Annotated in this window: 15 protein-coding genes; 12 read left to right on the top strand and 3 right to left on the bottom strand. The window is 74.0% G+C overall.

Translation table 11 applies throughout. The features are described 5' to 3' along the window. Nucleotides 1-10: 10 nt before the first annotated feature. Nucleotides 11-1,468, bottom strand: coding sequence for an MFS transporter (locus ACZ42A_RS02005; protein WP_468525180.1), 1,458 nt, complete (start codon nt 1,466-1,468; stop codon nt 11-13). A gap of 208 nt (nt 1,469-1,676) precedes the next feature. Here ACZ42A_RS02005 and ACZ42A_RS02000 point away from each other — a divergent pair, with 208 nt between their 5' ends. From ACZ42A_RS02000 to ACZ42A_RS01990, 3 genes are read left to right on the top strand one after another with little or no spacing between them, the layout of a single operon-like run. Then, nucleotides 1,677-3,512, top strand: a complete 1,836-nt coding sequence (locus ACZ42A_RS02000; RefSeq protein ID WP_468525179.1) for an asparagine synthetase B family protein — start codon at nt 1,677-1,679, stop codon at nt 3,510-3,512. After that, on the top strand, nt 3,509-4,714 hold the full coding sequence (locus tag ACZ42A_RS01995) for a M24 family metallopeptidase (protein WP_468525178.1): 1,206 nt from the start codon (nt 3,509-3,511) through the stop codon (nt 4,712-4,714). The genes ACZ42A_RS02000 and ACZ42A_RS01995 overlap by 4 nt, the downstream gene beginning before the upstream one ends. An 8-nt stretch (nt 4,715-4,722) precedes the next feature. Continuing rightward, nucleotides 4,723-6,288, top strand: a complete 1,566-nt coding sequence (locus tag ACZ42A_RS01990; protein ID WP_468525177.1) for a multicopper oxidase family protein — start codon at nt 4,723-4,725, stop codon at nt 6,286-6,288. 79 nt (nt 6,289-6,367) lie between these two features. Here ACZ42A_RS01990 and ACZ42A_RS01985 read toward each other — a convergent pair whose 3' ends face one another. Next, on the bottom strand, nt 6,368-8,008 hold the full coding sequence (locus ACZ42A_RS01985) for an FAD-dependent oxidoreductase (RefSeq protein WP_468525176.1): 1,641 nt from the start codon (nt 8,006-8,008) through the stop codon (nt 6,368-6,370). 151 nt (nt 8,009-8,159) lie between these two features. Between ACZ42A_RS01985 and asnB the strand changes: the two genes are divergently transcribed. From asnB to cydC, 8 genes are all read left to right on the top strand, one after another. Continuing rightward, complete coding sequence (gene asnB, locus ACZ42A_RS01980) at nt 8,160-10,013, top strand: asparagine synthase (glutamine-hydrolyzing) (protein ID WP_468525175.1); 1,854 nt, start codon at nt 8,160-8,162, stop codon at nt 10,011-10,013. Nucleotides 10,014-10,258: 245 nt separating this feature from the next. Then, nucleotides 10,259-11,125, top strand: a complete 867-nt coding sequence (locus ACZ42A_RS01975; protein WP_468525174.1) for a DUF6410 domain-containing protein — start codon at nt 10,259-10,261, stop codon at nt 11,123-11,125. A gap of 24 nt (nt 11,126-11,149) precedes the next feature. Continuing rightward, a complete protein-coding gene (locus tag ACZ42A_RS01970; RefSeq protein WP_468525173.1) occupies nt 11,150-11,911 on the top strand; it encodes a GNAT family N-acetyltransferase in 762 nt (253 codons plus the stop codon). Beyond that, nucleotides 11,908-12,876, top strand: a complete 969-nt coding sequence (gene sbnA / locus ACZ42A_RS01965; protein WP_468525172.1) for a 2,3-diaminopropionate biosynthesis protein SbnA — start codon at nt 11,908-11,910, stop codon at nt 12,874-12,876. The genes ACZ42A_RS01970 and sbnA overlap by 4 nt, the downstream gene beginning before the upstream one ends. 205 nt (nt 12,877-13,081) lie before the next feature. Beyond that, nucleotides 13,082-14,383: a cytochrome ubiquinol oxidase subunit I gene (locus tag ACZ42A_RS01960; protein WP_468525171.1), complete on the top strand. Its 1,302-nt coding sequence runs from the start codon at nt 13,082-13,084 to the stop codon at nt 14,381-14,383. A gap of 35 nt (nt 14,384-14,418) precedes the next feature. Continuing rightward, nucleotides 14,419-15,426, top strand: coding sequence for a cytochrome d ubiquinol oxidase subunit II (locus tag ACZ42A_RS01955; protein WP_468525170.1), 1,008 nt, complete (start codon nt 14,419-14,421; stop codon nt 15,424-15,426). Between the two features lie 50 nt (nt 15,427-15,476). Next, on the top strand, nt 15,477-17,486 hold the full coding sequence (gene cydD, locus ACZ42A_RS01950; RefSeq protein ID WP_468525169.1) for a thiol reductant ABC exporter subunit CydD: 2,010 nt from the start codon (nt 15,477-15,479) through the stop codon (nt 17,484-17,486). After that, the gene (gene cydC, locus ACZ42A_RS01945) at nt 17,483-19,183 is read left to right on the top strand and encodes a thiol reductant ABC exporter subunit CydC (RefSeq protein ID WP_468525168.1); all 1,701 of its coding nucleotides are present in this window, start codon (nt 17,483-17,485) and stop codon (nt 19,181-19,183) included. The genes cydD and cydC overlap by 4 nt, the downstream gene beginning before the upstream one ends. A gap of 102 nt (nt 19,184-19,285) precedes the next feature. On the opposite strand, the gene ACZ42A_RS01940 is transcribed toward cydC, so the two are convergent. Beyond that, nucleotides 19,286-21,208 (bottom strand): ABC1 kinase family protein, encoded by a 1,923-nt coding sequence (locus ACZ42A_RS01940; RefSeq protein WP_468525167.1) that lies wholly within the window; start codon nt 21,206-21,208, stop codon nt 19,286-19,288. Nucleotides 21,209-21,419: 211 nt separating this feature from the next. Here ACZ42A_RS01940 and ACZ42A_RS01935 point away from each other — a divergent pair, with 211 nt between their 5' ends. Beyond that, nucleotides 21,420-23,600, top strand: a complete 2,181-nt coding sequence (locus tag ACZ42A_RS01935) for an MMPL family transporter (protein WP_468525166.1) — start codon at nt 21,420-21,422, stop codon at nt 23,598-23,600. The last annotated feature ends 149 nt before the right edge of the window (nt 23,601-23,749 follow it).

Genomic DNA, 23,749 nt, shown 5'->3' with positions numbered 1-23,749 from the left:
AGCCGGAGGCTCAGTGCGGCTGGTGTTCGCGCACCGGGGCGCGGGGGACGGGGGCCTCGGTGGGGCGGGTCGGGCGGGGGAGGCCTGCACGGAGCAGCGTCAGAGCCAGGACGTACATCACCAGCTGGCAGGCCAGGGCCCAGGACACCGCCCGGACGGAGTCCGTTGCGTTCGCTGCCAGGCCGTAGAACACCGAGCCCACGAGGGCCACGCCGAACGCGTTGCCGATCTGACCGAAGGTCGAGAAGACCCCGCTCGCCGAGCCGATGCCGCCGTGGGGCATCGCGGAGAGCGTGAGGTTGTACAGCGGAGGGCTCAGCAGGCCCATCCCCGCGCCGCACAGGACAAGGCCGGGGAGGATGTGCAGAGGGCGCAGGCCGAGCCCGCGGTCCAGGCTCTGCCAGAGCAGAACGGCGGTGCCGAGCACCATCAGCACCGCCCCGCACTCCAGCATGGGCCGCCCCAGGCGCCCGGTCAGCGGGACCGATGCGCCGGAGGCCACCGCCGCCGACAGGGCGAAGGGCAGCAGGGTGAAGCCCGCCTCCTTCGCGCTGTAGCCGAGTCCGTCCTGGAGGTGGACCACGTAGACCAGGAAGAAGGACGCCACCGCGCCCAGCACGAGGAAGTTCACCGCCGCGCCCGCCGGGAAGGCACGACCGCGGAAGAGGCCCGGGGCGAGGAGTGGGGTGCGGCCGGCGCGTTCGGCCCGGCGCTGGAGCGGGGCCAAGAGGGCCAGCACCCCGACACCGAGCGCTGCCAGCGGCATCAGCAGCAGCGGGTGGCCCGTCTCCCGGCCCTGGACCAGGGGGACCAGCAGCAGGAGCAGGCCCGCCGTCGCCACCGCCACGCCCACCAGGTCCAGGCGGGGCGCACGCTCCGCCCGCTCGGCGGGCAGCCAGCGCGCGGCCATCACCAGGGCGACCGCCCCCACGGGCAGGTTGACCAGGAACACGGCCCGCCAGCCGAGGCCGAACAAGTCGGCGTGGGCGAGCAGTCCGCCGAGCACGGGCCCGCCGCAGGTGGCCGCGGCGATCACCGCGGCCTGCACCCCGAACGCCGGTCCGCGCCGCTCCTTGGGGAACAGCAGGATGATCACGGGGGCGATCTGCGGGGCCAGCAGGGCGGCGGAGAGGCCCTGGAGCACGCGGGCCGCGATCAGCACCGCGGCGTTCGGCGCCGCCGCGCACAGGGCCGAGGCCAGGGTGAACGCCACGATGCCCCACAGGACGAGGGGCCGGCGGCCGTACGCGTCGCCCAGGCGGCCCGCGGTGACCAGCAGCAGCGCGAAGGCGAGGCTGTAGCCGGCCAGCAGCCACTGCACGGCCGCGTCGGACGCGCCGAGTCCGTCCTGGATCGACGGCGCGGCGATGCTCACCACCGTCACGTCGAAGGTGTGCAGGAATCCTGCGAGCAGGACCGCGCCGAGCGCGAGCCAGGAGCTCCGCGGCACGGTCGGTTGGGTGGTCACGTACGCCTCCTCGAGGTCTTGACTCACGTCGCCGCCACTGTCCGCAGGAACCGCGGAGGACGGCTCGAGGATCGTTCGACGACCGGCCGCGCGGCCTGCGGTGTCGACCGCGGCTCTAGCGGGGTGCGTCCGGGGCGCGACCGTGCGCGCGGATGCTGCCGGTGACCTTCACAGACGTACCGACAGATGTGGGACGAGAGGTGACGCCGTGTCCGGGCTCGTTGGCTGGATCGACTTCGAAAGGGACCTGCGCAGGCATCGGCCGGTCGTCACGGCGATGGCGTCCACGCTGGCGCAACGCGGGCCGGACGGGGAGGCGGTGTGGACCGGCGAGCACGCCGCGCTCGGGGCCCGGCTGCTGCATCTCGACGGGGTGAGGGACGAGCAGCCGTACGTGCTGCCGGCGGGCGAGCACGACATCGTGGCCTGTGTCACCGGCTGGCCGACCGGCACCGAGGCCGTGCGCGCCGACCTGGCGGCGGCCGGGGTGCGGGTGCCGGCGTCGGACGGGCCGACGGCCCTGGTCGCGCACGCCTACCGGGAGTGGGGCGCCGGTTTCCTGCCCCGGCTCACCGGCGCCTGGGCGGTGGCGATCTGGGACGGCCGTACCGAGGAGATGGTCCTCGCCCGCGACCACCTCGGCGGCCAGCCGCTGTACTGGACCCGCACCGCCACCGGCATGGTGTTCGGCTCCGAGCGCAAGGTACTGCTCGCCCACCCCGAGGTGGACCCGGTCGTCGACGCGGCCGGGCTGCGCGAGGCGGTGTCCCAGGCGCTGCCGCACGGCGGCATCTTCTCCGGCTTCGACCGGATCGGCGCCGCCGAGATCGCCCGCTGGGGCCGCGACGGCCTCAAGCGCAGCAAGTACTGGGGCATCAGCACCCAGCCGCACACCGACGACTACGACACGACCGTCGCCACCGTGCGCGAGATCCTGGCGCGCAGTGTCGAGGAGAACCTGACCGAGGACCCCGCGCAGATGCTGGTGATGCTGTCCGGCGGCGCGGACTCCTCCGCCGTCGCGGGCCTCGCCGCGGACTCGCTGGCCCGTTCGCAGAGCGGCAGCCTGCGCGCGTTCACCATCGAGTTCCGCAGCAGCGAGTTCCGCGCCGACGTCATGCGCAGCACGCACGACACACCGTTCGCCACCGAGGTCGCCCAGCACATCGGCGCCGACCACACCCTGGTGGAGCTGGAGACCGGGGACATCCTCGACCCGATCGTCCGGGTCGGGATGCTGAAGTCGAAGGACTTCCCCACCCGCCAGTACGACATGGACACCGCCCAGTACCTGACGGTGCAGCGCGCCGCGCAGGAGGGCTGCAAGGTGGTCTTCGCCGGGTACGGCGGCGACAAGTACTTCCAGGGCGCGACCTGGTTCACGCACAAGGACCTGGTGCTGTCCGGCACCTTCCCGTGGGTGGCGCTCGCCCAGAAGTTCGGCGCCGCCAACGGTTTCGGCACCGGCCTGTTCAACGCGGACGCGCTCGCCGCGCTCGACTTCCCGACGTACTACCGCGACGTGTACGCGACCGCGGTCGCCGAGGTCGAGTACCTGCCCGAGGAGGACGAGTGGCAGCGCCACATGCGGCGCGTCGCCTACCTGATGAACACCCGCTTCGGCATCGACGCGGGCTCCTACTCGGCGGCCGGCCTCCAGCTGCGGACGCCGATCAACCACCCCGAGCTGGTCCAGTACGCGTACAACATCCCCAACGAGATGCACAACCGGCGCGGCATCGAGAAGGGCGTCCTGCGCGCGGCCGTCGCCGACCTGCTGCCCGAGTCGGTGCTCAACCGGCACCGCAGCGCGTCCCCGGTCTCGAACCACCCCGACTACCCGGCCGGTCTTCAGCGGGCGATGAAGGCGGTGCTCGCCGACCCGGACGCGCCGGTGCGGCAGATCATGGACGTGGAGGCGGCCGGAGCGGTCGCGGCGAGCCTGGAGCGGCTCACCAAGGACCGGATGGCCCGCGCCGACGTCGAGCTGATGCTCCAGCTGAACCTGTGGCTGGACCACTACCGGGTGAGGCTCGCGCTGTGACCGCCGACGCGTCGCGCGCCCGGCGCCTGGCCCGCCACCTGGACGAGGCGGGCCTGGACGCCCTGGTCGCCACCTCGGCGGAGAACGTCCTCTACCTGACGGGGATCTCCAGCGTCGGCGGCCAGAACCACCCGTACAGCAGCCGCGCCCTGGCCGTGGTGACCCGGGACCGCCCGGACGCCCCGTACTTCGCCAGCTCGCGCGGCGACGTGGACCAGTTCCTGGACGCCACCACCGCGCTCAGCGGCGTCGTCGCCTACGGGACCTTCCACCGGGTGCTGCCGGAGGGGCTGGAACTCACCCCGCGCGAGCAGCGGTTCCGGGAGGTCGGGGTGGACGCCCCGCCCGCGCCGGACGCCCTGGCCGCGCTGGTGCGGATCCTCACCGAGGCCGGGCTGGCGAAGGCCCGGATCGGCGTGGACGAGAACGCCGCCCCGCTCGGCTTCCTCGACCGGCTCGCCGAGGCCCTGCCGGCCGCCGCGGTGCGCCCCGCCGCGGCCGTGCTCCAGCAGGTCCGCAAGGTCAAGACCGAGGCGGAGGTGCACCGGCTCGCCGAGGCCGCCGCCCTCGCCGAGTCCGGGATCCGGGCCGCCCTGGGCATCGCCGCCGAGGGCGTCACCGAGCAGGACATGGTGCGGGAGTTTGAGACCGCCGTCGCCCGCGGGGGCGGCCGTCCGCGGTTCACGCTGATCAAGTTCGGCCGGGACGGGGTGCTGGGTCAGACCCGGCCGTCGGACACCCCGCTGCGCCGCGGCGACTCGATCTGGTTCGACGTGGGCTGCACCCGGCGCGGGTACTGGTCCGACATCGCGCGGACCGCCAGCTTCGGCCCGCCCTCGCCCCGGCTCACCGCGACCTACGCGGCGATGCTGGCCGGAGAGCAGGCCGCACTGGAGTCCGCCAAGCCCGGCATGACGGGCGGCGAGCTGTTCGACCGCACCGTGGAGGCGGTCCGCGAAGCCGGGGTGCCGCACTACCGCAGGCACCACGTGGGTCACGGCATCGGCGCGGAGATCTACGAGCCGGTCCTCCTCACTCCCGGCAACGGGGACGTGATCGAGGAGGGAACCGTCGTCAATTCCGAGACGCCGTACTACGAGTTCGGCCTCGGCGGCGTCCATATAGAGGACCCCTTTGTCGTCGAGCCCGGCGGCAACCGGCTCCTGACCACGCTGGACCGCTCGCTCATCGTCATCGACTAGGAAGGCACATGTCTCTTTCACGACGCCGTTTCCTGGGTGCCGTCGGCGCCACCTCCACCGGACTGATCCTCCCGTTCGCCGCCGGCTGCAACAACGGCGGCGGCGACGAGGGCGTCATAGAGTCCGGGGACGTGCCGATTCCGGCCGCCTTCAGCCTCGCCTTCAAACGGCCGCCGGTCATCACGCCGACGTCGTCCGAGGGCACGACGGACTACTTCGACGTCCGGGCGTACGCCACCAAGGTGCAGATCCTGCCCGGTGTGCAGACCGAGATCTTCGGCTACAACGGCACGTTCCCCGGCCCCACCTTCAAGGTCCGCAAGGGCCGTACGGCGGTCGTGCGGACCCGCAACGACCTGCCGGTGCCGATCGTCACCCACCTGCACGGCGGCAAGACGCCGGCGGAGAGCGACGGTTACCCGACCGACCTGCTGCTGCCCACCTCCGGCTGGACGGCGTCGGCCCACCAGCACCACTCCGGGGTGGCGATGGAGGGCACGACCGCGGAGGGCACCCGGAACTACACGTATCCGAACGCCCAGCGGGCGGCCACGCTCTGGTACCACGACCACCGGATGGACTTCACCGGGCCGCAGGTCTGGCGCGGGCTCGCCGGCATGTACCTCGTCCACGACGACGAGGAGGACGCGCTGCCGCTGCCCAAGGGCGACCGCGACATCCCTGTGATGATCATGGACCGGGCGTTCGACTCCAACGGCGCGCTGGCCTACCCGTCCATCGACCCGACCCTGAAGACCACCCCCGGTGTCACCGGCGACGCGCACAACGGCATGACCGGCGACGTCATCCTGGTCAACGGGGTGCCCTGGCCGCGTCTCGAGGTGCCGGGCGCCCGGCACCGGCTGCGGCTGCTCAACGCCTCGAACGCCCGCCGCTACCGGATCAAGCTGGACCCGGAGCCCCCGTCGGGCGAGCCCTTCACCCTGATCGGCAGCGACGGCGGACTGCTCGCCAAGCCGCAGGAGATGGACTCGATCTACATGGTGCCGGGCGAGCGGTTCGACGTGGTCGTGAACTTCGGCCTGTACGCCCCCGGCACGAAGGTCACCGTGAAGAACAGCCTCGGTTCCGGCTCCACCGCCGACATCATGCAGTTCGTCGTCGGGGACAAGATCACCGACAGCACCTCCGTGCCGGCGACGCTGTCGACCGTCGAGCGGCTCGACCCGGCCAAGGCGGTCCGCACCCGGTCCTTCACCCTCGCCCGCAACCAGGAGAACGGGCACTACGTCTACAAGATCAACGGTTATCCGTTCTCCACCGACCGCAGCTGGGCCGACGTCAGGCGCGGCGAGATCGAGATCTGGGAGTTCAGCTCCACCACCCACCACCCCATCCACCTGCATCTGTCGCCCTTCCAGGTGTACAGGCGCGGCGGCTCCACCACGCTCAACCCCGAGGACGTGGGCTGGAAGGACACCGCGCGCATGATGCCCAACGAGAAGCTCAGCCTGCTCGTCCGCTTCGACGACTACACCGGCAAGTTCGTCTTCCACTGCCACAACCTCGAGCACGAGGACATGGCGATGATGGCCAACTTCCGCGTGTCGTAACGCCGCTCCTCCCCGCGGCAAAGAAGGAAAAAGAAAGAAGGGGCCGCCGTCCTCCCGGACGGCGGCCCCTTCCGCGTGCTCAGTCCCGCGCCAGCGTGCGCCGCAGGGCCGCCTCCAGCGCGGCGGCGCCGTCCGCCGGGGCGCCGGCCGAGCGCCAGGCGACGAACCCGTCGGGGCGCACCAGCACGGCACCGTCGGCCGTTACCCCGTACCGCGCGTGCCAGCCCTCTTCCGACAGGTCCCGGACCGCCGTGCCGAACGCCACCGTGCGCAGCCGTGCCCCGACGCGCCGCGCGGCGTCCTCGCCGGCCCGCCGCCACGGCGAGCCCTCGGCACCGCAGAGCAGCACCAGCGACGAGCCGTACAGGTCCAGCAGGGAACCGGGACGGGCCTCGTCCCCCTCGCGCAGCTCCACCGGAACGTGCGGGGCGCGGGTGCCGGGCTCGCCGGTCAGCTCCGCCGGCTCCCGGAACCGGGCCAGGCTCGTGCCCGGCTCGGCGGCGGTCGGGTAGCCGTGCCCGAGCATCACCGCGAGCACGTCCACGGTGGCCCGGCGCTGCTCCTCGCCGGCCCGCCCGGAGCGCACCAGCAGCCGCAGCTGGGCCTGCTCGATGGTCGCCTCGGCGACCGGCCTGCGCTCCGCGTCGTAGGTGTCGAGCAGCCCCTCGCCCGCCTCGCCGTTCAGCACCGCGGCGAGCTTCCAGGCCAGGTTGTGGGCGTCGTGTACGCCGGTGTTGGCGCCGTAGCCGCCGATCGGCGGGATGACGTGCGCGGAGTCCCCGACCAGGAACACCGAGCCGTCCCGGAACCGCTCCGCGGACAGCGCGGCCAGCTCCCACGGCAGGACGCCGATGATCTCCACCTCCGCGTCCGGGTCGCCGATCGCCGAACGCACCAGCCGCACACTGCGCTCGGTGTCGAAGTCCTCCGGCGCCTCGCCCTGTTCGGGGCGGTACTGGAGGATGAGGGTGCCGCGCCCCAGCGTGTCGTCGTGGCCCAGCACCGCGCCGCTCATGTCCGCGTTCTCGATCTGGCAGATGGAGAACCGGCGCCCGGCCAGCGGCCCGCGCAGATCCGCGCGGAAGAGGATGCTCACCTGGTGCTGGAGGGTGCCGCGGCCGACCCGGCGGATCCCCAGCGTCTCCCGCACCGGGCTGCGCCCGCCGTCGGCGGCGACCAGCCAGCGGGCGCGGATCCGCCGCTCCTCGCCGGTGTCCCGGTCCTTCGTCGTGGCGACGACCGGGCCGTCCACGCCCTCCGGCCGCTCGAACGAGGTCAGTTCGGTGCCGTAGCGCAGCACCGCCCCGGCCCGGTCGGCGGCCTCGCGGACGATCGGCTCCATGACGTCCTGGCCCAGCGCGATCTGCCGGGACGGCGTCACGGCGCTCAGATCGCCCGGCTCCGGCAGCATGGTCGCCTTCAGCTCACGGCCCGCCAGCGACTCCACGGTCGCCTGGCGGCGGTGCTCCGCGTAGCCGGCGGCGGCCCGCAGCACCGGCTCCTCCACCCCGACGGACCGGAACAGCTCCAGCGTCCGCGGGTACCACCCCCACGCCCGGGGGTGGACGGAGGTCGACGCGTGCCGCTCCACCAGCACGCACCGCACCCCGTGGTGCCGCAGGAACAGCGCACAGCTCAGTCCGGTGATCCCGCCGCCCACGATCAGAACGTCCGCCGACTCCTCGGACCGCTCCAGAAGTTCCTCGGGCTCCTTGCCCACAGCCACACTCCCTTCGGTACGGACGGCCGGACCCGGTCGCCCGGATCCCGTCCGTGGAGCATCGTCCGCACGACTGCTGGAGAGGCCGTCCAGTCAAACTTGAGGTGCCGCGGCCAGCCTGTGGCTCCCTTACCGAGAGGAGCCCCACGCCGTGTCCGGAATCGCAGGATGGATCGACCACGAACGGGATCTGCGGCGCGAGCGGCCCACGCTGCTCGCCATGACCGCCTCCCTCGCCCAGCGCGGCCCCGACGGGGAGAAGCTGTGGCTCGCCGAGCACGCCGCCGTCGGCGCCCGCTGGTCCGACGCGGACGGCACCGGCGCCCCGCGCCAGCCGTGGGTGCTGGAGGAGGGCGGGCGCACGGTGCTCGCCGCCGCCGTCACCGGCACCCTGTACGACGCCGAGGCCCTGCGCGCCGACCTCGGGGTGACCGGCCGGCCCGTCACCCAGGCCGAACTCGTCGGCCGCGCCTATCTGCGCTGGGGCGAGCGGTTCGCCGAGCACCTCGACGGCGCCTTCGCCGTCGCGATCTGGTCCGAGCGCGACCAGGAGCTGGTGCTGGCCCGCGACCGGCTGGGCAACCAGCCGCTCTACTACTACCCGCTGGCCTCCGGCGTGCTGTTCGGCTCCGAGCGCAAGGCGATCCTCGCCCACCCCGCCGTCGAGCCGGTCATCGACGCGGACGGTCTGCGCGAGCTGTTCTCCTACGCCGGCACCTCCGGCCACGGCATCCTCAAGGGCTTCGCCCAGGTGCCGCCCGGCCATGTGCTGCGCTTTTCCCGTGGCGGCCGCACCAGCCACCGGTACTGGCAGCTGACCGCCCAGGAGCACACCGACGATCAGGCGGAGACCATCGCCCGGATCCGCGAGCTGCTCGGCGCCTCCGTCCGGCGCAGCCTGGGCACCGGGGCCGTCCCCGGCATCCTGCTGTCCGGCGGCATCGACTCCAGCGCCGTCACCGCGCTGGCCCACCAGGCGCTCGCCGAGCGCGGCGGCGGCACCGTCCGCACCTTCACCGTCTCCTTCGGCGCCGCCGAGGAGTTCAAGCAGGACGAGATCTGGGGCAGCCCCGACGCGCCCTTCGTGCAGTCCGTCGTCCGGCACCTGGGCACCGAGCACACCGACCTGGTGCTGGACACCGCCGACATCATCGACCCGGCGGTGCGCGCCGCCGTACTGCGGGCCAAGGACGTGCCCAGCCCGCTCGGCAACATGAACACCTCGCTGCACCTGCTGTGCCGGGCGGTGCGCGAGCACGTCGGCTCGGTGCTGCTCGGCGAGATCGCGGACGCCGTCTTCGGCGGCTTCGCCTGGGTGCACAACAAGGAACTCGTCGAGGCCCCCACCCTGCCCTGGGTCGCCATGGCCCGCTTCGGCGGCGGCAAGCACGGCCTGGGCGGCGACCTGCTCGCCCCCGACCTGCTCGGCAAGCTCGACCTCAACGGCTACTGCGCCGACGCCTACGCGACCAGCATGGCCGAGGTGCCGCGGCTGGACGGCGAGAGCGGCCAGACCCTGCGCATGCGGGAGATCACCTACTTCCACCTCACCCGCTGGCTGGAGACCCTGCTCAGCCACGACGAGTCGCTCGGCTCGGCGGCCGGTCTCGGCACCCGCATGCCGTTCTGCGACTGGCGCCTGGTCAACTACGCCTACAACGTGCCGTGGTCGCTGAAGAGCTTCGACGGCCGCGAGAAGTCCCTGCTGCGCGCCGCCGTCGCCGACCTGCTCCCCGACGACGTCGTCAACCGCGCCAAGAGCCCCTACCCCGTCACCCAGGACCCGGCCTACGGCCACGCCCTGTGCGAGGGCATGGCGGCCCTGCTCGCCGACCCCGCCGCCCCGGCCGCGCCGCTCGCCGACACCGCCGGTGTCCGCGCCCTCATCGACGACCCGTCCGTCCTGGACAGTGGCATGCGCGCCTGGGTCGCCCGGGCCAACGTCGAGATGCTGCTCGGCCTGAACGACTGGCTGCGCCGCTACGGCGTCCGGGTGGAGCTGTGAGCGCGGCGGGCACACCCGGGACCGACCGGGCGACTCGCCGCGCGGGGTCCGATGGGGCGGCTGTCCGCGCGGGGTCCGACGGGGTGACTCGTCGTGCGGGGTCCGATGGGGCGGCTGTCCGTGCGGGGTCCGAACGGGACACTCGCCGTGCGGGGTCCGACGGGGTGGCTCGTCGCGTGGGGACCGGGCGGGCCGGGGGAGCCGGGAGGGCGGTCGCGGGCGCGCCGCGCCGGAGCCGGGCCCTCGTGCTCGGACGGGACGCCGGGCCGGTCGGCCGGACCGTGCGCGTCGCGGCGGGCGCCGCCGCGCTCACCCACATCCTCACCACCAAGGCCCCCGACCACGGCGGCGGCGAACTCCTCGCGGCGGCGGGCACCGCCCTCGCCCTGGCCGCCGCCTACACCGGGCTCCTCGTCCTGCTCCGCCCGCAGCTGGAACGCGGCCCCCGCACCGGCCTGTCGGGCTGGCCCGGCGGCGCCCTGCTCCTGCTGCCGATGCTGCTCTACCCGATCGGCGTCCTGCCCGACGGCCCCGCACTCGGCGTCGCGCTGTACGTCGAGCTGTCCGTGCTCGTCGCCGGCCTCGCCGGATACGGAGGCATCGAACTGGCCGCCCTGCCCGTGCTGCTGCTCGGCCGGCGGCCCGTGCTGTACGGCCCGTTCAACGCCGTCGACCTCGCCGAGCGGGGCATGCGGCGCCGGTGGCACGGCACGCCCGAACGGTTCGCCGGCGCGCTCGCCGCCGCCGGGCTCGCCTGGTTCTGGGTGGTGCCCCCGCTGGCCGCCGTGCGAGGCGCCTTCGGTGACGCCTTCGACGCGCTGACCGTCCTCGACCCGGCGGCCTGCGGCGCCCTGCTCGTCGCCGGCGCCCTGCTCGCCGTACCGGCGCCCGGACCGGCCCGGCCGCGGTGGCTGCGCGCCGCGGCGTTCGGGCTGCTCGGGCTCGGCGGAGCGGTCGGCGCCCTGCCCGACGTGCTGTGGCCGCTGATCATCCTGACCGGCCTGGTGACCGGTGCCGTACGGCTGGCGTCCGGCGGCCGGCGGGGCGCGGGCGCCCGCTTGCCCGGGAACCCGGCCCGTCCGCACGTCGAGACGTCTTCCACCACCCGTTGAGACCGTCTGCGGAGCATTCCACCCATGGCAGAGAACATCGCTGAAAGCACCCGGACCACACCGGGCGCACCGCACGACGGACCGGCGGCCGCACCCGGCGGCCACCGCGCCGCCCTCGCGGTCTGGGCGCCCCAGTTCCGGCTCCGGCTCACCACCCCCCGGCTGGAGCTGCGCGTCCCCGACGAGAGCGATCTGCGCTCCCTCGCCGAACTCGTCGCCGACCAGGGCATCCACGCCCCCGACGCCTCACCCTTCCAGGGCGGCTGGAGCAACGCGCTGCCGCAGGTGGTGGCGGGCAGGGTCCTCCAGTACCTGTGGAAGGGACTCGCACTCAGCCGCCCCGACTACTGGAACCTCGGCCTCGCCGTGTTCCTGGACGGCCGCCCGATCGGCGTCCAGGGCCTGCAGGCCCGGGGATTCCCCAAGCTGCGCGAGGTCGCCTCCGAGAGCTGGGTGGCGCGTGGCCACCAGGGCAAGGGCATCGGCACCGAGATGCGCGCCGCGGCACTCCACCTCGCGTTCGCCGGGCTCGGCGCCCGGCACGCCACCTCCGCCGTGTTCGAGGACAACTCCGCCGCCCTCGCCGTCAACAAGAAGCTCGGCTACCAGCCGGACGGCATCGAGGTGCAGGACCGGCGCGGCGAACCGGTGGTGCTCACCCGCTGGCGCATGACCCGCGCCCAGTGGGAGCTGAGCCCCGCCGCCGAGGTGACCTGCGAGATCGACGGACTCGACGGGTGCCGAGCCCTGTTCGGCGCCCCCTCCGCCCACCGGGAGACGGCGTGATCCACGACTCCATCACCGACTGCGTCGGCGGCACCCCGCTCGTCCGGCTGAGCCGGCTCTTCCCCCAGGACGGCGTCGAGGTCCTCGCCAAGCTCGAGATGCTCAACCCGGGCGGCAGCGTCAAGGACCGCTCCGCGCGCTACATCGTGGAGCGCGGCATCGCCGACGGCATGATCCGCCCCGGCACCCACATCGTCGAGAGCACCTCGGGCAACTTCGGCGTGGCGCTCGCCATGGTGGCCGTCCGCTACGGGCTGCGGTTCACCGCCGTCGTGGACCCCAACGCCTCCCGCACCAACCTGCGGATCCTGCGCCAGTACGGCGCCGAGATCGAGATGGTCCGCGAGGTCGACTCCGCCGGCGGCTATCTGCACACCCGGCTGGCCCGGGTGCAGGACCTGATCACCGAGGATCCCGACGCGGTCTGGATCAACCAGTACGCCAACCACCTCAACTGGGAGACCCACGCGGTCACCACCGCCCGCGAGGTCATCGAGGACTGCCCGGAACCCGTCGACGTCCTGGTGGCCGCCGTCAGCACCACCGGCACCCTGCACGGACTCGCCCGCGGCCTGCGCCGCGTGTGGCCCCGGCTCCAGGTGGTGGCGGTGGACGCCGTGGGCTCGGTCATCTTCGGCACGCCACCGGGGCCGCGGATGCTGCCCGGCGTCGGATCCAGCCGGGTGCCGGAGCTGCTCACCCCGGCCGAGATCGACCGGGTGGTGCACATCGACGACGCCGCCGCCATCCGCGGCTGCCACCGGCTGCTGCGCCAGGAGGCCATCTTCGCCGGGGGTTCCTCCGGTTCGGTGGTGGCCGCCGTCGAGGAGCTGCTGCCCGACCTGCCGCGCCCCAGCCGCGTCCTGACGCTGCTGGCCGACCGGGGGGAGCGCTACCTCGATCTCGTGTACACCGACGAGCTGGCGATCGAGCACGACGAACTCGCCTACTCCAGCCGCCCCTGAGACGGCCGCCCGGCACCGGCCGCGGCCGTCCCCGCGTCAGGGACGGCCGCGGGCCCGGGAATCCAGCGGGGCTCCAGCGCGGCTCGAGCGGCCCTCCAGCCGGCTCCGCTGAAGTGGGGAGGCCGTCCATCCACCCGCTGAACGACGCAAGCCATCACACGACACACGGCTGCTCAGCCGACCGAGGGGAACCATCGTGGACGACGTGCTCGTACTCGCACGGCTCCAGTTCGCCATCACCGCCATCGCCCACTTCCTGTTCGTCGCCCTGACGCTGGGACTGGTGACCTACCTGGTGGTGATGCAGACCCGCTGGGCCATCACCGGCAAGGAAGCCCACCGCCGGCAGACCCGCTTCTGGGGCCAGCTCTACGTCATCAACTACGCCCTCGGCATCGGCACCGGCATCGTGATGGAGTTCCAGTTCGGCCTCACCTGGAGCGGACTGACGCACTTCGTCGGCAACGTCTTCGGCGCCCCGCTGGCCATCGAGACCCTCGTCGCGTTCTTCGCCGAGTCCACCCTGCTCGGTCTGTGGATCTTCGGCTGGAACCGGATGGGCCGCGTCCTGCACACCACGCTGCTGTGGCTGGTGGCGCTCACGGCGTACTCCTCGGTCTTCTTCGTCCTCACCGCCAACGGCTTCCTCAACCACCCGGTGGGCTACGAGATGAAGGACGGCGAGGCCCGCCTCACCGACTTCACGGCGCTGCTCACCAACCCCAACGCGCTGTCCGCGGCGTTCCACATCCTCGCCGCCGCCGTGGTCACCGGCTCCTTCTTCATCATCGCCGTCAGCGCCTGGCACCTGCGCCGCCGCACCGGCCACGAGGAGTTCTTCTGGTCCTCGATGAAGCTCGCCCTGCCGCTCACCCCGGTGTTCATCCTGGTGACGGCCTCGCTGGGCGGCTGGCAGATCGGCCACTCGGTGAAGCAGACGCCCACCAAGTACGGCGAGCGGTCGGACCGGGCGCAGGCCCTCGTCGAGGAGTTCACCCGGAAGTTCGGGCCGGACGACTACTTCCCGCCCGGGTTCAGCCAGACCGCCGAATTCGTCATGATCATCCCGGCGCTGTTCATGATGCTGATCGCCGTCATCGGCGTGCTGTTCATGATCAAGCGCAATCTGATCCGCCGCAAGGTGCTGCTCTGGCTGCTCACCGCGGCCCTCGTCCTGCCGTATGTCTCGAACATCTCCGGCTGGATCTTCCGCGAGGTGGGACGCCAGCCCTGGGCCGTCTACGGCCTGCTGAAGACGGAGGACGCGGTCACCCCCGGGCTCGGCCACGGCACCGTCCTCACCTCGCTGCTCGTCTTCGGCACCCTCGTCGTCGCCCTGATCGTCGTGGACTGGGCGCTGCTCTTCCGGTTCGCCCGGCGCGGCCCCGACGGCTCCCACCTCGGCCGTACGCCCGGTGAGGCCGAGGTGGACGCCCCCGAGGTCCCGGACCTGCCGAAGCAGGCGTCGGCCTCGTCCTCCGCCTCGTCCTCCGCCCCGACCTTCTGACAGCCCGACGGCGCCGAACGCACTGGGAGTTCATCGTGTGGCACAACATCTGGTACGCGCTGCTGGGGCTGTTCCTGGCGGGCTACCTCGCCCTGGACGGCATCACCCTCGGCACCGGGATCATCGGCCGGTGGCTGGCGCGCGACGACGCCGAACGGCACACCGTCGCCGCGGCCACCGGGCCGTTCTTCCTCGGCAACGAGGTCTGGCTGGTCGCGGCGGCCGGCATCACCCTCGGCGGCTTCCCCGGCCTGGAGTCCAGCGTCATCAGCGGGATGTACCCGGTGATCGTGTTCGCCGTCGCGGCGCTGCTGGTTCGCGAGGCCGCGACCCAGTTCCGCCGCCGGGTCTCCGGCGAGCGCGCGCGGCGCCGCTGGGACGCCCTGGTGTGGCTCACCTGCCTGGTCCTCGCGCTGATGTGGGGCACGCTCGGCGGTGCGCTGCTCGGCGCGGTGCCGGTCCACGACGGCCATCTCGCTGTCGACGCGGGCGTGCTGCTGCGCCCGGTGACGGTGCTGTCCGCGCTGACCGCGGTCGCCGTCTTCGCCGTGCACGCGGCGGTGTTCCTCGCGGTGCGCACGGAAGGGCCGGTGTCCGGGCGGGCCGCGGACCTCGCCCGCCGGCTGGCGCCCGGGGCGGCCGGGCTCGCCGCCCTCACCGCGGTCGCCGCGGTCGCCGACGGCACCGCGCGCGACGGCCTGCTCAACCCGCTGCCCGCCGCCCTGCTGTTCCTGGCCGCCGTCGGGGCCCTGCTGCTGGCTCCCCGCCTGACCGCCTCGGCCGGCTGGAAGGCACCCGTCGTCAGCGCCTTCGCCGCGCTGGCCCCGGTGCTGCTGCTCGGCGCCGCGCACTTCCCCGAGGTGGTGGTCGGCAGGACGGGCGGCGAACACGTCTCGGTCTCCGACGCCGCGGCCGACCCCTCCACCCTCAGCGTCGTCGGACCGGTGGTGCTGCTGGTCCTGCCGGTGCTGCTCGCCTTCCAGGCGATGCAGTGGTGGGCCCACCGCGCCAAGGCGGACGAGCGGTCCCCGGCGTACTTCTGACGGTACGTCAGAGAGCGGCGCGAGACCGGTGACGGAACGGGGGAGGCGTGGTGGCCGGGTTCGGTGACGGCACGGTACGACGGCGCAAAGGGGACTCGTCGGACGGGTCGCCCGGCGGGGCGGCGCGGGGGGATGCGTCGGCCGGGCTCGGCGAGCGGGCGGCGCGGTGGGACGCGTCCGGTGCGGCCGGTGACCGGGTGGCGCGGCGGGATCGGTCGGGCGCGGCCGGTGACCGGGTGGCGCGGCGGGATCGGTCGGGCGCGGCCGGTGACCGGGTGGCGCGGCAGGATCGGTCGGGCGCGGCCGGGGAACGGGCGGCGCGGCGGGATCGGTCGGGCGCCGCCGGTGAGCGGGCGGCGCGGCGGGATTCCTCCGGTGCTGCCGGTGACCGGGCGGTGCGCGGGCGGCTGTTGCGGCTGACTCCGCGCAGCCGGGGTGCGGCGGTGCTGGTCGCGGCCGGGGTGCTGCTCGGCGCGGCGGGCACCGTGGGGCAGGCCCTCGCGCTGGCCCGGCTGCTCGGGGAGGCCTTCACCGGGCGCGGGCCCACGGCCGCCGCCGTCACCTGGGTCGCCGTGGCGGTCGCCGCGCGCGGACTCGCCGGCTGGGTACGGGCCGCCGCCGCGCAGCGGGCCGCCGCCGAGACCAAACTCGCCCTGCGGACCGGCCTGCTGAAGGCCGCCGCGCGCCGCAGCGGCTACGACGCCCAGGACCGCCGGGCGGGCGAGATCAGCACCCTGCTCACGCGCGGCCTGGACGCCCTCGACCCGTACCTCGTCGGCTATCTGCCGCAGCTGCTGGTGGCCGCGCTGGTGCCGCCCGCCGTCCTGGCGGCGATGCTGCCGCACGACCCGCTCGCCGCGACGATCCTCCTGGTCACCCTGCCGCTCATCCCGGTCTTCGGCGCCCTCGTCGGACTGCACACCCGGGACGCCACGGCCCGCCAGTGGGCGGCCCTCGCCCGGCTCGGCGGCCACTTCCTCGACGCCCTGCGCGGCCTGCCCACACTGCGCACCTTCGGCCGCGCCGAGGCCCAGGAGGAGATCGTCGCCGGGGTCGCGGACACCCACCGCCGGGCCACCCTGCGCACCCTGCGCATCACCTTCCTGTCCACCCTGGTCCTGGACACCGTGGCCACCCTGTCGCTGGCCCTCATCGCCGTCCCGGTCGGCCTGCGCCTGCTGCACGGCTCCCTCGACCTGACGACCGCGCTGACGGTGCTGCTGCTCGCCCCGGAGGCGTACCTGCCGCTGCGCGTGCTCGGCAGCCAGTTCCACGCCGGAACGGAGGGGATGGCGACGGCCCGTGAGGCGTTCGCGCTGCTGGACGCGGAGGACGGGGACACCGGGTCGGCCAGGCACCCGGGGGACGCGGCGTCCGCCGAGGGCCCGGTGCGCATCCGCTTCGAGAACGTCACCGTCCGGCTCCCCGGGCGGCCCGAACCCGTCCTGCGCGGTGTCTCCTTCACCATCGAACCGGGAGAACGGGTCGCCCTGACCGGCCCCAGCGGAGCGGGCAAGTCGACGCTGCTCGCCGTGCTGCTCGGCCTGGTCCGCCCCGACGAAGGCCGCGTCCTCGTCGGCGGACGCGACCTCGCCTCGCTCGACCAGGACGCCTGGCGCCGCGGCATCGGCTGGGTGCCGCAGCGGCCGTATCTCTTCGACCGCAGCGTCGCCGACAACATCCGGCTCGGCGATCCGGGCGCCACGGACGAGGAGGTGGTGCGCGCCGCCCGGGCCGCCGCCGCCCACGGCTTCGTCGCCGCGCTGCCCGACGGCTACGCGACCCGGCTCGGCGCCCGCGGCACCGGACTCTCCGCCGGGCAGCGGCAGCGCATCGCGCTCGCCCGCGCCTTCCTGCGCGACGCGCCCCTCGTGCTGCTCGACGAACCCACGGCTGGTCTCGACGCCGACAGCGAGTCGGCGGTCCTCGCGGCCGGCGAACGGCTGATGACCGGCCGGACCGTCCTGGTCGTCGCGCACCGGGCGAGGCTCCTGGAAGGCGCCGACCGCCGGCTCGACGTACGGGACGGGACGGTCCGCGAACGGGAGGTGGCCCGGTGAGGGCGTTGTTCTCGGTGCTGCGGACGGCGGGACCGTTGCGGCGGTTGCTGCCCGCGGCCGTTCTGGCGACGGCCGCCGACCTGGCCGGGGTGGCGCTGATGGCCCTGGCGGCGTGGCTCATCGCGCGCGCCGCGCAGCACCCCCCGATGGGCGCGCTGTCGGTGGCCATCGTCGCGGTACGGGCGCTGGCCGTGACCCGCGGCCTGTTCCGGTACGGGGAGCGGCTGGCCGGCCATGACGCGGCTCTGCGCGCGGTGGCGCGGCTGCGCGCCCGGGTGTTCGGCGCGCTGGCCCGCCGGCCCGCCCACGAGGACGCCCGCACGGTACGGGACGCGGACGCCGCCTCCCGGCTGGTCGCCGACGTCGACCTGGTCCAGGACGCGCTGCTGCGGGTGGCGCTGCCGGTGCTGTCCGCGGCGGCGGTGTCCGCCGCCGCGATCGCCTGCGCGGCCGTGGTCTCCCCACCGGCCGCACTCGTCCTGGCACTGGGCCTGGCCTGCGGCGGCCTGCTCCTGCCGGCCCTGACGGCGGCCGCCTCGACCCGCGCCGCCCGCCGGGGCGCGGCCCTGCGCGCCGAACTCGCCGTCCGCACCGTCGATCTCCTGGACGGCGCGGCCGACCTGCGTGTTTTCGGCGCGGCGGACCGCGAGACCGCGCGGGCCGCCGACACCGCCCGCCGCCTGCGCTCCCACGACCGGGGCGCCGCCCTGCTGAACGTGCTCGCCGCGGCCGCCCTGACCGTGGTGCAGGGCGCCACGACCGTCGCGGTGGCCGTCGTCTGCGCGCGGACCGTGCCCGGGGTGTGGTCGGTGACCCTGCCCCTGCTGGCCCTGGCCTCCTTCGAGGCCCTGTCCCCCCTGCCGACGGCGGCCCAGCACCTGACCGCCCTGCCGGAGAGCGCCCGCCGCGTCCGCGCACTGCTGGACCCACCGCCTTCGCCCCGGGCGGCCACCGCGGCCACCGCCGCCCCCACGACACGCCGACCGGTGCTCGCGGCGGTCGCCCCGCATCTCTCCGTCCGCGACCTGTACGTACGCCACCGCCCCGACGGGCCGTTCGCCCTGCGTGGGGTCGATCTGGAGCTGCCGCCGGGGCGGCGGGTGGCCGTCGTCGGGGCGAGCGGCGCGGGCAAGTCGACGCTGCTCGCGGCGATCGCCCGGTTCGCCACGCCGAGCCGGGGCGAGATCCTGCTCGGCGGTGCGGAGCTGGCGCGGGTCCCGGAGGCGGAGCTGCGGCGTACGGTCAGCGGGGCCCTCCAGGACGCGCACGTCTTCCACACCTCCGTACGGAACAACCTGCTGCCCGCCCGCCCCGGCGCCACCGACGCCCAGCTGCGCGACGCGCTGCGCCGCGCGGGCCTGCTGGACTGGGTGCTCTCGCTGCCCGAGCGGCTGGACACCGTCGTCGGGTCCGACGGGGACCGGCTGTCCGGCGGACAGCGCCGGCGGCTGGTGCTCGCCCGGGCGCTGCTGGCCGCTCCACCGGTGCTGCTGCTCGACGAACCGACCGAGGGCCTGGACCCGGCGACCGCCGATGCGGTGCTGGCCGATGTGCTCGCCTCCACCCGGGGCGGCTCCCTGGTCCTCGTCACCCACCGCACCGTGGGGTTGGAGGAGATGGACGAGGTGCTGGTGATGGACGGCGGACGGGTCGTCCGCCGCGGCGCACCCCGAGCGGTCCTCCCCGTTCCGGTGTGACCGAAGAGGGCAGCGCACGACCACGGCCGGCCGCTCTCGTCGCGGCCGGCCGTGGCGGTTTGGCTCGGTGGTGGATCGCTGAGGGCCGTTCCGCCCCCCCCGTCAGGACAGCGGTCGGCTCAGGACGTGGATCGTGCGGAGCACCATCGCCGCCGACAGCACCAGCAGGTGATAGCCGATCACCGCGTACAGGCTGAGATCGGCCGTCACCTCGGGGCCGCCCTCCAGGCCGAGCAGTTGGACCCCGAGCACTCCGAAGAACACGCCCAGCCCAGCCAGCAGGACCCGGCTGAGCAGTTCGCCGATCACCCGGCGGTCCCGCTGGTCCGCGAGCAGCCGGACGTTCACCCCGAGCCGGCCCTCCTCCAGCGCCCCGGTGATCCGGTCGAGGCGGCGGGGGAGCCGGCGCAGCACCGGCAGCAGGGTGAGCAGCTCGTCGCGCGCGGCGTCCCGGACGGTCTCGGGTTCCAGCTGCCGGGTGAACCGGGCCGAGGCGTACGACCGGGAGGCGGCGAGGATGTCGAAGCCCGCCGAGACCCGGCTCAGCGTGCCCTCCAGCGTGGCCAGGGCCCGGAACACGGCCGCGATCTCGGGCGGCACGGCCAGCCGGAAGTCGGCCACGAGCCGGAAGAGATCGGTGAACATGCGGACGTCGGGGGCCGAGCCACGCGCCAGATGACGGCCGCTGAACTGGCCGAGCGCCCGCTGCAGCCGCTGTTCGTCCACGTCCTCGGGCCGCTCGGTGACCTCCAGCAGGGCGTCGCGCAGGGCCGCCGGGTCGCCGCGGTCCACGGCGAGGAACAGGCCGACCATGGCGGAGCGCAGCCCGCCGTCGAGGCGTCCCACCGAGCCGAAGTCGAGCAGCGCCGGGCTTCCGTCGGGCAGCAGCAGGATGTTCCCGGGGTGCGGGTCGGCGTGGAAGACCCCGTCGTACATGATCTGGTCGAGGAGCGCGGTGAGCAGGGTCCGCGCCAGTTTCGCCCCGTGCTCGGGGCTGTCCGGCCGCGCCTGGCCGAGCGGCACCCCGTCGATGCGGCTCATCACCAGGATCTGCTCGGTGCTCAGCTCCTCGTACACCGCGGGCAGGGTGACGCTGCCGTCGCGGCGTTCCTCGGCGGCCCGGCGCACGACGGTGAGGTTGCGCGCCTCCACCCGGAAGTCCAGCTCCTCGCGCAGCGCCACCGCGAATCCGCGGGCGAGTTCGCTCAGGCCCAGCGAACGGCCCCACTCGGTGCGGTTCTCCAGGGTGCGGGCCAGCCGTCCGACGATGTCCAGGTCGCGTTCGACGGCCTCGCGGATGCCGGGCCGCCGCACCTTGACGATGACGCGGGTGCCGTCGCGCAGCTCGGCGGCGTGCACCTGTGCGACGGAGGCCGCGGCGAGCGGTTCGCGGTCGAACTCGGCGAACACCTCCTGCGGCGGTGCCCCGAGGCTCTCCAGCAGCACCGCCTCGACCTGCGGCCAGGGCGCGGGCGGCACCCGGTCCTGGAGCCTGCTGAGTTCGGTGACGTATGCCTCGGGCAGCAGGTCGCGGCGGGTGGACATCAGCTGGCCCAGCTTCACGAAGGTGGTGCCGCCGGCCTGCAGCGCCTCGCGCAGTTCGTGGGCGAGCTGCTGGTGCCGGGTGCCGCCGTTGTTCCTGGCCCGGCCGGTGACGTACGGGCCGAGACCGTGCCGGCCGATGATCCCCACGATCTCGGAGTAGCGCCGGGCACGGGCCAGCCGCCCGCGGACGGCCCGGAGCCGGCCGAGCGGGCGGATCCGGCGGTCCGCCACGATCAGGTCGAGCACGACCAGGCAGACCATCGCGGTCAGCAGGCCGATGCCGAGCATCAGCGGCAGGAGCGCCCAGCCGCCTCCGGCGTTCTGGAGCTGCGGGCCGACGAGCGTCCCGGACACCGAGACGCCGACCAGCGCCGCGACCACCACCCGCAGCGCGCCGGCCCGGATGCCGAGCAGTCTCCGCGCGAGCAGCGCGGGAAGGACGATGACGGCGAATGCCCCGAGTAACCCGATAAGCCACATATGGGACAGGGTAGTGAATTCACCTACGATAGAAGGGAGTTGTGGTCGAGAACCGCTTGAGCCCCGCTTGAGTCCCCTCGCGCCGGAAGGCGAGACGCTCGACCCCGGTGACGGTCTGACGCTCCGTCATACCACCGCCGCTCGACAGCGGCTCGAGTCGCCCTCGACACCTCCGTGGCATCACTGAACATCCTGTCTCAACAAGGAGTTCATGGTGACCATGACACCGGTCCGGGGCGACACCCCCACCACGCCGCCACCCCCACACCGCCGCTCCCTCCTGGAGCGCACCGCCGGTTTCGCCCAGCGGCACCGGTGGACGGCTCTGCTGCTGTGGGTCGTGGTCCTGTTCACCGTCTGGGGCGGCGCCACCGCCGCCGGCGACGCCTACCGCGACGACTTCTCCCTGCCCGGCACCGAGACCCAGCAGGCGCTGGAGACCATGCGCGAGCACGGCTCCGCGCAGGCCGGCGACACCCTCGACATCGTGCTGCACGACGAGGCCGGCCTGAACGGCGAGGACACCCGCCGCCGGGTCACGGCCATGCTGGACAAGGTGGCCGGCCTGCCCAAGGTGGCCCAGGTGCGCAGCCCGTACGAGGACCGGCAGGCCATCTCCCGCGACGGCACCGTCGGTTACGCCACCGTCGTCCTCGAGGGCAGGTCCGAGGAGATGACCACGGACGACACCCGGCGCATCCACGACACCGCCCTGACCGCCCGCTCCGGCGGCCTCACCGTCGAACTCGGCGGCGAGGCGGCCCGCGCGCTCGCCGAACCGGAGGGCGGCGCGGCCGAAGGCGCCGGCATGCTCGCCGCGCTCGTCATCCTCGGCCTGATGTTCGGCACCGTCATCGCGGCCGGACTGCCCGTCATCACCGCGGTCTTCGCCGTCGGCAGCACCCTCGGCGCGATCATCCTGCTCTCGCACGTCTTCACGATCGCCAGCTACACGCCGTACATCATGATGCTGGTCGGCCTCGGCGTCGGCATCGACTACGCCCTGCTGATCTTCGCCCGCTACCGCAGCGAACTCGTCCGCGGCGCGACCCCAGAGGAGGCGGGCCGGCGCGCCCTGGACCTCGCGGGCCGCACCGTCTTCTTCGCCGGGTGCACCGTGATCGTGGCCCTGCTCGGCCTGGTCGCCCTCGGGATCGGCTCGCTCCAGGGCACCGCCGTCGCCGTGGCCCTCACCGTCCTGGTGACCATGCTCGCCTCGCTCACCCTGCTGCCCGCGCTGCTCGCCGTGTTCGGCAACCGCTTCGCCCGGCAGTTCCGGGCGCGGGCGGCCAAGCGCGAGGCCAAGGGCAAGGTGACCGGCGGCGAGGTGCGCTGGCGCCGGTGGGCGACTCTGGTGCAGCGCCGCCCGCTGGCCGCCCTGCTGCTGGCCGTGGTCGCGCTCGGCGCCCTGGCCGTCCCCGCGCTCGACCTGCGGCTGGGCTTCGGCGACGCGGGCAACGACCCGGCGAGCAGCACCAGCCGCAAGGCCTACGACCTGCTCGCCGACGGCTTCGGCCCCGGCTTCAACGGCCCGCTCGTCGTGGTCACCGAGGGCGACGCGGAAGCGGGCGCGGCGCTCACCCGCACGCTGAACGACACCGAGGGCGTCGCCGCCGCCACCGAACCGATCCCCGCCGAGGACGGCAAGGCGTTCACCGTGATCGCCTTCCCGGAGACCTCGCCGCAGGACGCGCAGACCACCGAACTGGTGCACACCCTGCGCGACGACGTCCTCGTCGACCTGCGCCAGGAGACCGGCGCCCGCTATCTCGTGGGCGGCGCCACCACGGCCGTCATCGACTACGCCGACACGGTCTCGAACCGCATGCCCGTCTTCGTCGCCATCGTGGTCGGCCTGTCGCTGCTGATCCTCGTCGCGGTGTTCCGCTCGGTGCTGGTGCCGCTCAAGGCGGCGCTGCTGAACCTGCTGAGCATCGCGGCCTCGCTGGGCGCCATGGTCCTGGTCTTCCAGAAGGGCCTGTTCGGCGTCGAGCCCGGACCCATCGAGGCGTATCTGCCGATCATGATCTTCGCGATCGTCTTCGGCCTCTCCATGGACTACGAGATCTTCATCATCTCCCGCATCCGGGAGGAGTGGCTGCGCACCCAGGACGCGACCGCCGCGATCCGCGAGGGACTCGCGCACACCGGCTCGGTCGTCACCGCGGCCGGCGCGATCATGATCGCCGTCTTCGGCGCCTTCATGCTCGGCGGCGACCGGATGCTCCAGCAGTTCGGCTTCGGCATGGCCGTCGCGGTCTTCGTCGACGCGGTCGTCATCCGCTGCCTGATCGTCCCCGCCGCGCTCCAGCTGATGGGCCGCCGCGCCTGGTGGATCCCGGCGGCACTGGACCGCCGGCTGCCGCAGGTGGACTTCGAGAAGCACGGCTGACCAGCACGGCTGACGCCACGGCGCAGCCGTCCCCGAACCGGAGCCCGGGCGTCCTGACGCGCCCGGGCTCCTCGCCTGCGGGCGAGCGGGGCGCGAGCGCCTTCCTAGGGAGAGACGGTTCCCTGAAGGCGTGAGGGGTACGGCGGCCG

It is taken from the genome of Streptomyces sp. NPDC030838 (assembly GCF_055572035.1).
This window is presented reverse-complemented; position numbering and strand designations above follow the sequence as displayed.

Bases quoted from the DNA above. Each gene is read 5' to 3' on its own strand.
- ACZ42A_RS01990 (WP_468525177.1), top strand. From the start codon at position 4,723: ATGTCTCTTTCACGACGCCGTTTCCTGGGTGCCGTCGGCGCCACCTCC.
- ACZ42A_RS01970 (WP_468525173.1), top strand. From the start codon at position 11,150: ATGGCAGAGAACATCGCTGAAAGCACCCGGACCACACCGGGCGCACCG.
- ACZ42A_RS01940 (WP_468525167.1), bottom strand. From the start codon at position 21,208: ATGTGGCTTATCGGGTTACTCGGGGCATTCGCCGTCATCGTCCTTCCC.
- ACZ42A_RS01935 (WP_468525166.1), top strand. From the start codon at position 21,420: ATGGTGACCATGACACCGGTCCGGGGCGACACCCCCACCACGCCGCCA.